Here is a 12,958-nt window from a genome sequence, read left to right on the forward strand (position 1 = left end):
CTGTATTTTTGTTTATTCTGTAAAATATAATTTAAAATAAATTTTATATAATAATGCTAAAGTTATAAAGAAAATCTTTATAACTTTAACATAATGTAAAATCTTATTAATTTATAATTTTAGTATGTACTATAGTTTATATTAAAGTAAGAAGTCCAACGATCATTGCACTTAGAACACTAACTGCGAATCCACCAATCATTGCCTTAAATGCTAATCTAGCAAGTGTATTTCTTTTTTCTGGACATAACGCTGCTATTCCAGAAATACAAACTCCCATACTTGAAATATTAGCAAATCCACAAAGTGATATAGTAAGTACTAAACCTGTTCTATAACTTAATGAACCAAATATGTTACCTAAATCTTGGAATGCAACAAATTCATTTAATACTAACTTACTTCCTAATAATTGACCTGCTGTAAGTATATCTGATCCATTTAATCCCATAAAGAATCCAATAGGTGCAAATATATAAGAGAATATTTGTTGTAAACTTACACCAAAAATTCCAAGTATACCATTAACTAGTGCTACTAAAGAAATAATTGCAAGTAATGAAGTACCTATTGCTACAGCTGTTTGGAATCCACTCATAGCACCTTCTGAAATTGCAGAAATAAGATTTTCATTATCACCTTTATTATCCATGCTAACATCTTCAATTAATTGAGTTTCTTCTCTTTCAGGTAATAATAATTTTGAGATTGCAATACTTCCCATTGGTACCAAAGCACTAGCTATTAATAAATATTCCATCGGAATACCTAATGCTGTGTATCCACCTATGATCGTAGCTGACATACTTCCCATTCCTGAAACCAATACAACTATTATTTCACTATCAGTCATTCTATTTAAATATTTACTAACTAATATTGGGCTTTCTGTTTGACCTAAGAACATATTAGCAACTGCAACAAAGCTTTCAACTTGTGTTGTACCTAATACTTTACCAATAGCTTTACCTATAATTTTAACTATAAATCCTAATATTCCTAAATAATATAAAGCCGCAACTAATGCTGAGATGAAGACAATATTTCCTAATACTTGAATAGCAAATATCATTCCTGTAGGTGCGCCTGCATCACCTATAGTTCCAAATAAAAAACCGATTCCTTCTTTACCATAATCAAGTACTTGAGTAACTACATCAGATACTTTTAATATTATGGTTCTTCCTAATGGAAATTTTACTAATAAAAATGCAATTATAAATTGTATACCAAGTGCTTTTAATATTGTTTTGTGAGGAACACTTTTTTTATCGGCAGATAAAATATACATTATTCCTAATAATAAAATTATTCCTATTAAATTTATAACTATGTTCATAATTTTTCTCCTATCTTTTGTTATGGTATTAAATCTTCCCCATAAAACCTCATACTTCTTTTAAATCTCATTCCAATACCTTAAGTTATGAGAAAATTTCATCAGTAAATTTTAACTATTTATGCTAATAACATAATTACACTACATTTAGTAATTTATAAACCATGAAATTTTCTCTAAGTAATTATTATTTATTATTTTCTTTATCTGCTTTTATTAAATTTCTAATACCTTCTATTGCAACTTTTATTGCAGCATCTGTATCATGAACTTGTGGATCTTCTAATCCTGCTTTAGCACGTTCTTGGTTAGCTATAGCTAAAAATACTGAACCCACACGTACTCTTAAGTAGCTTGAAGCTATAAATAAAGCAGCTGATTCCATTTCAGATGCAAGACATCCGCATCTTAACCATGCATTCCATTTATCCATTAATTCATAACTAACAGGTTTTGTCTCTGGTGAATGTTGACCGTAGAAAGAATCTTTACATTGTACAACTCCTACATGATATTCTTCCTTTAAGCTTTTAGATGCTTGTACTAATGAATTAACTACATCAATATTAGCAACTGCTGGGAATTCAATTGGTGCATATTCTTTACTAGTTCCTTCCATTCTAATTGCTCCAGTAGCGATAATCATATCTCCACCTTTAACATCTATGTCCATTCCACCACATGTGCCTACTCTAACAAAAGTATCTGCTCCACATTTCACCAATTCTTCTAATGCTATAGCAGCTGATGGGCCACCAATTCCTGTTGAGGTAACGCTTACTTTAACACCATCTAAGTATCCTGTGTAAGTAACGTATTCTCTTTTATCAGCAACTAATTCAGCATTATCAAAATATGCAGCAATTTTTGCACATCTCTTAGGGTCTCCTGGAAGAATCACGTATTTCCCTACTTCTCCCTCTGCAACGTCTATATGATATTGTTTACCTGATCCTTGTGAATATTTCACTTCAATCCCTCCATTTTTTATTTATGTATTTTTTAGTTTTTATTAGTATTCCCGATCTATTTTGTAATATACCGGGAAGACGATTACATGTTTGTTATAAAACATCGCTTTAGACATTTACTCTACTTGTCTATTTTATTGTATCATTGTCTGTGCCTAAATAATATCATGTCTATTATTTGTATGTCAAGTTTTTTATAAGAGTATAGCAATTGTGTTAAAATATTGATATATTAGATATATTAGTTATATTATTGAGTTTTATACATATAAATTTCAACATAATCTTAATGATTACCTTATGTTCAAATTGAGCGTTTTAATGTTATAATAAAGTATAGATTTTATAATATGTTTTTTATTTAGACTTTTATTTATCTACTTGTATTAAACTTGTCTAATTAATATTTCAAATAATCTATTATAAAATTATATACGTAAATTAAATTTTGAAATTTAATTGGAATTTTTCTAGGATAATACTTTCTAGTTATTAAGTACTATTTGCAAAACAGAAATCGTTATCTTAGATCAAAACTATTCTATAAAATATAGCATACGATTTATATCATGCTTATGCATTTAAAAATTGTATTAATACTTTGCTAGGTAGTTTATGAAAAAATATGCTAGTTTAATCAGCATAATACATAGCCTACGCTAGTTATTGATGAAAGGTGAATTTTATGAATGATATTAACTTAAGTGTAAAACCTAAAGAATTAAGATATGTTACTGTATATAATCAACTTTTTAAAATGATAAATGAAGGTACATTTAAAGAAGGTAGCAGACTTCCATCAGAACCTGAATTAGCAAAATTCATTGGTGTGAGTAGAACAACTTTGAGGCAGGCCTTAGCTCTACTTCAAGATGATTGCTTAATAAAAAACATTAGAGGTAAAGGTAATTTTATAATAAAATCTGAAACACACAAAGACATCGGTCTTGAAAAGATAGGACATCCTGTTTACAAGTCTTTAGACGACCCAATTGATGATGTTGAAATTATTTTACGTATAGAACCCTCTACGGATTATTTTAATAAAGTTTTAGTTAAAAGTACTGCTGCCGTTGTACTTATTGATAGATGGTATAAGTATCAAGGAAAAGCTATTGCTTACACATTTACTTTGATACCAATCGAAACCATATCAGCACTTAATATCGATTTAAATAATAAAAAACAACTCTTAGAATTTTTAGAAAAGGAACTTTATGAAATAACTAATGATGTATTAATTGAAATAAAATATTCAACTTCTGGAAATTTTGCTGCAAAACAGCATCCCATTGCATCTGAAGATAAATTTTACTTAATTCAAGAAACAATATTTAAAGATAATGAATTTCCAATAGTATCAAACAAACATTATCTTCCTATAAAGTCAACGTCTATAAAGCTACATCCTACAAAATAAAAAGATAATAATAATAGAATCACCTATTGCTAAAATATTTTTAGCAATAGGTGATTCTGTTATATGAACTACTAGATATCAATATCCATAAATAGGACTATTGTGATTCAATTTATATATATTTTTTACACCAATATAATTTAACAAATAAGAAATAACACTAACGAATTTTTATTTGCTAATTAGTATGCAAACTTTTAAATTATGTATGCCATTAATCCAAATTTTTCTTAAATTATTATTTTAAAAGTTCGATTTAAATTCTTTCTTTACAATTAAGAACTCTTCTAAATCATTTAAAAATTGAAATAGTAGTGCTCTATTTTCAAATTCATCTCTATTTACAGGTAATTCCATTAATTTATATTCATCTCTTAACAAACTCAACTTATCTATTAGTTTAATACAATCATTATATTCATAAATATTTATTGAAACATCCTTTGTAAAATCCGATAATAATTTTGTTTGCTCATATGTCATATAGAATTTTGAAAAATGATTTTTCATTCTTTTTATAGTTTTTAATTGTAATATCCTCATATCTATATATCGTATATAATAATCATCACTTTTAAAAATATAGTTATTATCTATTTTATGAGCTATTACCTTAGTTTTTTTTATTAAATCCTCAGCATCCCTTAATATCCTTTGTTCATATATTGGTACTGATTGAGTAATTAAACTTAATGCCATATTAGATAATATTATTCTATAATATTCCTCTATTTTATCCTTATTCTTATCAAATTCTTCTTCTAATGACATTGTATATAAATTAAATATCATTGCAACACCAATACCAACTATAGTTAAAGTTACTTCATTAAAAATCCAATAAAAATTTATATTATCACTACTCAGAAGATGCGTTGACAATACGGCACCAACTATCATTCCTTCTGTTATTTTCGAATATTTAGTTATTGGTATAAATATAAGCAAAAAGAGTCCAAATATCATAGGATTATTTCCTAATACTAAATACAATACAAATGATAATAATATTGCTATCATTGATGCTAAGATTCTTCTAATTGAAATAAGTAATGCTTCTTTTTTGGTATCTTGAATACTCAAAATTGCTATTATTCCTGATGTTACTGAAAATTCTAATCCCATATAATTAGATATAAAAATCGCTATTGTTGCTGATAATGCTGATTTAACTGTTTTTGATTGAAAATATTTCTTCATTTATTTATTATTCTCCTATAATATATCCTCATCTTTTTCTATATGTATTATTTCTGCATCTGTATTGCTATCTATAAATTCTATTATATTTTCTGCTGTTGAATCTACTTGTGCTGAATTTCCGCATATCCCAACCATACCAATAGCTATAGTTTTATGAATATCTTGCTTATCTATTTCAGATACGGATATATTGAATTTATTTTTTAACCTCTGTATTAAACTTTTTACAATCATTCTCTTTTCTTTTAATGAAGACACCCACGAAGCTCTTAATGTAATCTTTAGTATTAAAATTTTCATTATTATAAATCAACACCTTTCTTTTATAAATACTTATAAATATTATTATAAAATCATCTTAATGTCTAAAAACGGATAACCCATTTGTTATCCGCTTTTGTTTAATAATCACAAAAATAAATCATTTATTTACTTATTCATAATAACATACTATTGGAGTTCCTGGTTCAATATTTTCAAATATCTTTTGAGCTAAATACGATGGTGCATTCACACATCCATGTGATCCATTTGTTTTGTATATATTTCCACCAAATTGACCTCTCCAAATTGCATCATGTATACCAATTCCCCCATTAAAAGGCATCCAATAATTAACATCAGTAGCGTAGTTTTCTCCTTTTAAAGTTGCATTTTTTTGCTTATAATTTAACATATATACTCCTACAGGAGTTGCATGCCCTAAGCTTACATTTCCAGTTACTACATTACCTTGTACAACCATTGTTCCATCTTTATAAAACCATAAATATTGTTTTGTAAAATTAATTTCCACATAAGTTCTTCCAATATCATTAACATCACGACTTACTGCTTTTTGGCGATATATTGGCTCTCTTGTAATAGTTTCTCCATTTTCAACTAAATTTATTAAAGTCTTAATCTCTTCTTCTGTATTGATAATCCATCCATAATTTCCTCCTGTGACTTTAGCTGTCGTTCCTGTAGAGGTCAAAAACTCCCTAGTTTTTGCTACAGTATTATAAGAATTTGCTATTTCATTAACATAATGTCTTATTTTTTTCTCATCGAATATAATATTTAAATCATCATCTACTCCAATCCATTCATTTATTATAGAATCATCTATTACTTCTTTTCTATTACTAAAATCATAAGTTATTTCTGTTAATATATATTTGTTAAGTTTATCATTAACAGCTATAACTTTAGATGAATCAGATGTGTATTTAGGATTTTCATAGCAATCAATCTCATCTAAATTCAAAATACGTACTCCATTAATTATTGATTTAACTATGTTTTCATATAAAACATCTCGTTTTATTTTATCACCATAAACTTCATCTATAATCACATATCCATGGTCTACATACTTAAAAGTAGGATTTTTAGATTCTACTACTTTATTTTCATCAAAACATGATAACTTATTTAAACATTCATTTAATAAATCTTCATTATATGAAACTAAATTCACACTGTTATAGTTACTTGTTTTGAAAAACTTAAAAATCCATTGAAAAGGTTCCTGCTTATTTTTTAAGTCTTTCAGTTTATCTTCTGGATTGTATTTTAGATCAATGTTACTATTTAAAATTTCTTCATTATTCCCATCACGTTCTTTTAATTCTAATTTGTATGATTTTAGTTCACTTGAAAGCTTTGTATTAGAATCCTCTAAATTTTTGCATGAAATATTAACGCCATTTACTATAGTTCCAAAGTAAAAATGATTAAAAAAATAAAAAGATAAACTAAGATATATAATAATAATAATAAAAAAAATAATACCTATATTCTTTAAGTATTTTACTTTATATTGCTTATCCACAACAATTACTTCCTTTCCTTTCTTAAAATAGTATAATGTAAAAGTACTTAATCTGAATTGAATTCTTTTCATTATATTAAACTATTAAAATATTTATTCTATTTTTAAGGTGTTTTTGTATTTAATAAGTAGCTTTAATTGTACTAATTTGGAATAAATTGATATAATACTAATTGACAATAAATACTTCTATAGATTGTATAAAAACAAAATGTATTTAAACACGAGGTGATTAAATTTGATATTTTCTACTCTTAATATCAATAAAGATAAACCTATTTATTTACAAATAAAACAACATATTATTAATGGAATAAAAAAAGGTGAATTAAAAAGAGATAGTAAACTTCCTTCTACAAGAGAAGTAAGTAAATTTTTAAATATAAGTAGAAATTCAGTTATTTCTGCTTATGAAGAATTGGAAAGTAATGGCATTATCGTTACTAAAAGAGGTATTGGTACTTTTATTGCAATAGAAAGTGAAACTAAATGTTATGCCTATAATATAAACTACTCTTCTATGACAAATGATTATTCTAATAATCTTAGAAATTTGGATATAATAAAAAATGAATTTCCTTATAAAAAAGGTCTAATATCCTTTAAATCTATAGCACCTGAAAGTGATCTTTTCAATCTTGATGATTTTAAAAGAGCTTTATTAGATGCATGGTCATATGAAAATACCAACCTTTTAAATTATGGATATGCTAAAGGATACAAACCACTAATTGATTATTTTTTTGATTATATGATAAAAAAAAGAGTTAATGTAGATAGTAAAGATATTTTAATAACAAATGGTTTTACAGAAGCTTTTGATATAGTAATGTCTTCTTTAACTACCAAAGGTGATACTATAATCTGCGAAAAGCCAACGCATAATACTGCAATAAAAATAATGAAATCATATGGTTTAAAGGTTGTACAAATTAATATGGATAAGGATGGTTTAGATTTAATTGAACTTGAAAAAGGATTAAGTGAGTGCAAACCTAAGTTTGGATACTTAATACCTTCTTATAATAATCCAACTGGTATTGTGACTAAGAGCGAAAGGCGAAAAGAAATATATAATCTTTTTAGAAAATATTCTGTTCCAATAATAGAAGATGGGTTTAATGAAGAACTTTTATATTCTAGTTCCCCAATTGAGCCTATAGCATCTTTAGCTGGAGAAGGCAATGGTATTATATATATAGGTAGCCTTTCAAAAATTTTATTTCCTGGTCTTAGAATTGGTTGGATATTTGCTGATCAAAAGCTTATAGATATTTTAGAAAGTGTAAAACGTGGAAAAACTATTCATTCTTCTTTTTTAGATCAAAGTGCTTTTTATTATTATTTGAAAAGTGGTTCTTTTAATAAATACTTGAAGAATGTCAGGAAATATTATAAAGATAAATATAATCTTGTTATTGAAATGATAAATAAACATATTTCTTATGAGTATATAACTGGTGAAGGTGGCCTTCATGTTTTTATTAAATTAAAAGATCATATAAATTCCAGACAACTATTAGAATTATGTTATAAAGATGGAGTTATGTTTATGCCTGGAGATATTTTTTATGAAGGTAATGCTGATGAGACTACTTTTAGAATTGGATTTGGTAGAGTAACTGATGATGACGTAAGAAGAGGTATTAAAATCATAGGAGATAACATAAAACTTCTATCAATTAAATCTAAAGTATAGGATAAACCACTCTTTATGCAAATTAAAAACTTAGTGGTTCTTTCATTATAGTAGCTACTTTAATAAAATAATATTATAGGATAAACTATACTTTATTAATATTAAATACTAGTGAGGACGATAATTATGGAAAAAATAATGAGACCAGTATGGGCAGAAATAGATTTAGATGCAATAGCGTATAATATGAAAAACATAAAAAAATTAGCACAAAACAAGGATGTAATTGCAGTTGTAAAAGCTGATTGTTATGGACATGGGGCTTTAGATGTAGTTCCTACTCTACTTGAAAATGGTGCTTCTAGACTTGCTGTTGCTGTTTTAACTGAAGCAATTGAGCTTAGAAACAACAATGTAACTGCTTCAATTATGATTTTAGGATATACTCCTGAATATTTATTTGAGGAAGTCGTTAATTATGATATAGAGCAAACTGTTTATGATTTAGAATATGCAAAAAAATTATCACACTTAGCTATAAAATTTAACAAAAAAGCCAAAGTGCATGTTGCTATTGATACAGGTATGGGGAGAATTGGATTTATTCCAAATGAAAAAGCAATTAAAGATATTAAAAAAATATATAATTTAAAAGGTCTAGATGTAATTGGTATATTTACTCACTTCTCAACTTCTGATGAAACTGATAAAGAATATACTAATGAACAATTTAATAAGTTTACATCTTTTATAAATATGCTTTCAAAGGTTGGAGTTAAAATTCCAATAAAGCATATATCTAATAGTGGTGCTATTATAGATATGCCAAAAACTTATTTAGACAGCGTAAGAGCTGGTATAATACTTTATGGATATTATCCATCTGATGAAATAAATAAAGAAAATATTAAATTAAAGCCAGCTTTAACTCTAAAAGCTAGTTTAACACGTGTACAAGAATTAGATATAGACAGCTATATAAGCTATGGTAAAACATTTAAAACTGAAAGAAAAAGCATTATAGCAACTTTACCTATTGGATATGCTGATGGATATTCTAGATTACTTGCTCCTGGTGCTAAAGTTATAATAAATGGAAAATTCGCTCCAATTGTTGGTCGAATATGCATGGATCAATGTATGATTGATGTTACTGATATGGATAATGTCAATGTTGGTGATGAAGTAATAATTCTTGGTGAAGATGGTGATTTAAAATTAACTGCTAATGATCTTGCTAAATCTATGGGAACAATAAATTATGAGATTCTTTGTATGCTTAAATATAGAATACCTAGAGTTTATATGAAAAATGGTGAAATATTTAATGTTAGAAATTATCTTTAATACTGCAATAGGTTTAAAGTCAAAGTTATTTTGCAAAGGTGTGTTTTAAGATCCATAATCAAAATTTTATACCAAGTAATATATATCAACACACATTTAAAACAAAGATAAACTTAAATATCCCATAGGATTATTCCTATGGGATATTATTATATTTACAATAACTTTTTAATATTAGTCAGTGTGTTTTTATGATTTTTTATATTGCTTGAAAATATTTAATAGCAAACTACAGGAGTTCCTGCCTTTATATTTTCAAATATTTTTTGAGCTAATTCATATGGAGCATTAATACATCCATGCGAACCATTTGCTAAATAGATTTGTCCACCAAATTCTGTTCTCCAAGTTGCATCATGAAGTCCTATATTCCCATTAAAAGGCATCCAATAATTAACTGGAGAGCTGTAATTTTCACCTTTCAATGTAGCATTTCGTTCTATATAGTTTAATCTATATGTTCCTACTGGAGTTCCCCAATTATTATTAACATTGCCTGTAACAACATCACCATCTGCTATTAATTGACCTTCTTTATAATACCATATATGTTGCTTATCAAAATTAATTTCTAAGTATGTATCACCAATATCATTTTTTCCACGTGATATAGCTGTTTGAGAATACGCAGGTTCTTTTGTAACACTTTCACCTTTTTTTATCGTTTCAATTAGTGCAGTTACTTCCGCCTGCTTGTCTATAATCCATCCATAATTTCCACCATCAACATTTACTGTTTCTCCTAACGATGTATGAAATTCTCTTGTTTTAGAAAAAGTATTATATTTACTTGCTAAAGAATAAATATATTGACTAACGTTTTTTTCACTAATCATTACTTCCATATCATCATTAACATAAAGCCAATTATGTATTGTAGAACCATCTAATACTTCTTTACTATCTTCAAAATCATATGTTATTTCTAATTTTGAATATTTATCAAGTACATCTTTTGCTTCACTAACTTCTTTTGAATCTAAATTAAATTTTGGATTTTCATAACAGTTCATTTCTTCTAAATTTATTTTTGTTTCACCATTAATAATAGCGTTTTTTAATACATCAGAAAATATTTCTTTTTTTATTTTATTCCCTTTTACTTCAGGTAATATTTTGTAACCATTACTTGTATATTCAAAAACAGGATTTTCAGGTTCTGTTACATTTTCATTAATGCAAGAAAGATTGTCTAATTGTTTATCTAATAAATCTACATTAAAAGTCACTATATCATTTAATGTAGAATGGCTTTTACTAAATATAGATTTTGGCCAAGAGAATGCTTTTTGATTACTCTTTAAATTTTCTATTTTATCTTTAGGATCATAAGTCAATTCTATGCTTTCACCTTTAATTTCTTCCTTTTTATCATCCCTTAACTCAAGTTCAAGTTTATACTGTGGAATTTTAGAAGCCAATAATTCCGTTGCTTCTTCAACAGTTGTCCCTCCAACATTTATCCCATTAATTTGTGATCCAAAATAAAAATGTTTTGCAAAATATGCTGATCCTCCCAAATAAATAGCAAGTAAAATAGTAACACCTACTATAATAGCTTTCATATTTGTAGTATTTTTGGTAGGTTTGTGCCTTCGTTTTCTCATGTTTTTTGTCCCCTCTTTATATTAAGAAAAATTTTAAATTATATATTACATATATAAACTTTAAATATATACATTATTCTAATGATTATATCACAAATATGCTTATTATAATAACTCTATATATTAATAAAATCAGCTTATATTTGTGGTAATTATTGTTATTACAATACACTTTACTACTTTATTGACTAAATTTAAATTTTATAATATATTTTTTTGTTATTTGAGAATGAAGTTTTCCCCTGATAAATATCGAAATTTCTTATTATACTGATTACTTCTGTAAATAACTAATTCTTAATAAAGTTTTTATAAGCTGAATATATCCTGATTTATTGAATTTATTTTTTCATAACAACTACTAATAATTATTAATCCATTTAAATATTATATATTATAGTGTTAATAATTTACCTCCATATAACGAGAACATTCCTTAAAAATTACATAGTCTATAATATAACACTAAATTTAGAATAGGAGTTTTTTATGAAGAATATACTTGATAAAATAAATAACTTAGAAAAACTTATTGGTAACACTCCCCTTATAGAAATATTATTTAAATATAAAGAGAGAGAACTAAAAATATATTCAAAACTTGAATATTACAATTACACTGGAAGTATAAAAGATAGAATGGCTTTATATATTTTGAAAAAAGCTTATTTGAATAATTCTATAAAACAAAACTACACCATAGTTGAAACTACTAGTGGAAACACGGGGATATCATTTTCAGCTATAGGCACTTACTTAGGAAATTCTATTGATATTTATATGCCTGATTGGATGAGCGATGAAAGAAAAAGACTTTTATCAAGCTTTAATGCTAATTTAATATTAGTTTCTAAAAAAGAAGGTGGCTTTTTAAAATGTTTAGAACTTGCAGAAAAAAGAAAATTAAATTCTGATACTGTATTTCTTCCATGTCAATTTTCTAATAAAAATAATGTAGAAGCTCACTACCTGTCTACAGGCCCAGAAATATGGAACACTTTAAATAGCATTGGAATTATTCCTACTGCTTTTGTTGCTGGTGTTGGAACTGGGGGAACAATTATGGGAATAGGTAAATATCTAAGAGATAATAATGATAACATGAAAATATATCCTTTAGAACCATCAAACTCACCTACACTTTCAACTGGATTTCAAGTAAGTGAACATCGAATTCAAGGAATTGTAGATGAATTTATTCCACCTATATTAAATCTAAAAGCATTAAATGAAGTAATAAGTGTTGATGATGGTGATGCTATAATAATGGCACAAAAACTTTCTGAAATTTTAGGTTTAGGGGTTGGCATATCATCTGGCGCTAATTTTTTAGGAGCTATAAAAGCACTTGAATTAAATAATTATAAAGGAAATGTAGTTACAATATTTGCTGATGATAATAAAAAATATTTAAGTACGGATTTAATGGAATGTGAACCAATTAAAGATAACTTTATTTCTTCCGATATTGAATTAATAGATTTAAAAAGATTATAAAATTATGCTATGTTTTATCAGAATGTTTAAATATACATAAGCAAAGTGAAGGAAGTAACTGAACTTTACCTATTGCATATATCAACATATATTTAAAACATAGCATAATATTGAAATTA

At 26.3% G+C, this 12,958-nt stretch carries 10 protein-coding genes; 4 read left to right on the forward strand and 6 right to left on the reverse strand.

From position 1 onward, the window contains the following. Positions 1-136 precede the first annotated feature (136 nt). Both RYM86_RS00785 and udp read right to left on the reverse strand, forming a co-directional pair. On the reverse strand, positions 137-1,339 hold the full coding sequence (locus RYM86_RS00785; RefSeq protein WP_315076511.1) for a nucleoside transporter C-terminal domain-containing protein: 1,203 nt from the start codon (positions 1,337-1,339) through the stop codon (positions 137-139). A gap of 187 nt (positions 1,340-1,526) precedes the next feature. Beyond that, the gene (gene udp / locus RYM86_RS00790; RefSeq protein WP_315076515.1) at positions 1,527-2,309 is read right to left on the reverse strand and encodes a uridine phosphorylase; all 783 of its coding nucleotides are present in this window, start codon (positions 2,307-2,309) and stop codon (positions 1,527-1,529) included. Between the two features lie 686 nt (positions 2,310-2,995). Here udp and RYM86_RS00795 point away from each other — a divergent pair. Further along, positions 2,996-3,730 carry a GntR family transcriptional regulator gene (locus RYM86_RS00795; RefSeq protein WP_315076518.1) on the forward strand — a complete coding sequence of 245 codons (735 nt, stop codon included), beginning with the start codon at positions 2,996-2,998 and terminating at the stop codon, positions 3,728-3,730. Between the two features lie 243 nt (positions 3,731-3,973). On the opposite strand, the gene RYM86_RS00800 is transcribed toward RYM86_RS00795, so the two are convergent. The 3 genes from RYM86_RS00800 to RYM86_RS00810 form a co-directional block, all read right to left on the reverse strand. Next, positions 3,974-4,930, reverse strand: a complete 957-nt coding sequence (locus tag RYM86_RS00800; RefSeq protein WP_315076520.1) for an aromatic acid exporter family protein — start codon at positions 4,928-4,930, stop codon at positions 3,974-3,976. A 15-nt stretch (positions 4,931-4,945) separates the two neighbouring features. Further along, entirely contained in the window at positions 4,946-5,233 is a 288-nt protein-coding gene (locus RYM86_RS00805) for a DUF503 domain-containing protein (protein ID WP_315076522.1), read from the reverse strand. A 133-nt stretch (positions 5,234-5,366) separates the two neighbouring features. Beyond that, complete coding sequence (locus RYM86_RS00810; protein ID WP_315076524.1) at positions 5,367-6,749, reverse strand: L,D-transpeptidase family protein; 1,383 nt, start codon at positions 6,747-6,749, stop codon at positions 5,367-5,369. A 238-nt stretch (positions 6,750-6,987) separates the two neighbouring features. Between RYM86_RS00810 and RYM86_RS00815 the strand changes: the two genes are divergently transcribed. Further along, on the forward strand, positions 6,988-8,448 hold the full coding sequence (locus RYM86_RS00815) for a PLP-dependent aminotransferase family protein (RefSeq protein WP_315076527.1): 1,461 nt from the start codon (positions 6,988-6,990) through the stop codon (positions 8,446-8,448). Between the two features lie 126 nt (positions 8,449-8,574). After that, complete coding sequence (alr, locus tag RYM86_RS00820) at positions 8,575-9,735, forward strand: alanine racemase (RefSeq protein WP_315076529.1); 1,161 nt, start codon at positions 8,575-8,577, stop codon at positions 9,733-9,735. A 218-nt stretch (positions 9,736-9,953) separates the two neighbouring features. On the opposite strand, the gene RYM86_RS00825 is transcribed toward alr, so the two are convergent. Further along, on the reverse strand, positions 9,954-11,342 hold the full coding sequence (locus tag RYM86_RS00825; protein WP_315076531.1) for a L,D-transpeptidase family protein: 1,389 nt from the start codon (positions 11,340-11,342) through the stop codon (positions 9,954-9,956). 489 nt (positions 11,343-11,831) lie between these two features. On the opposite strand from RYM86_RS00825, the gene RYM86_RS00830 reads away from it, so the two are divergent. Further along, positions 11,832-12,839 carry a PLP-dependent cysteine synthase family protein gene (locus RYM86_RS00830; protein ID WP_315076534.1) on the forward strand — a complete coding sequence of 336 codons (1,008 nt, stop codon included), beginning with the start codon at positions 11,832-11,834 and terminating at the stop codon, positions 12,837-12,839. Positions 12,840-12,958 lie beyond the last annotated feature (119 nt).

The sequence above is a fragment of the uncultured Clostridium sp. genome (assembly GCF_963527835.1).
In the GTDB taxonomy this organism is placed as follows: Bacteria; Bacillota; Clostridia; order Clostridiales; family Clostridiaceae; genus Clostridium.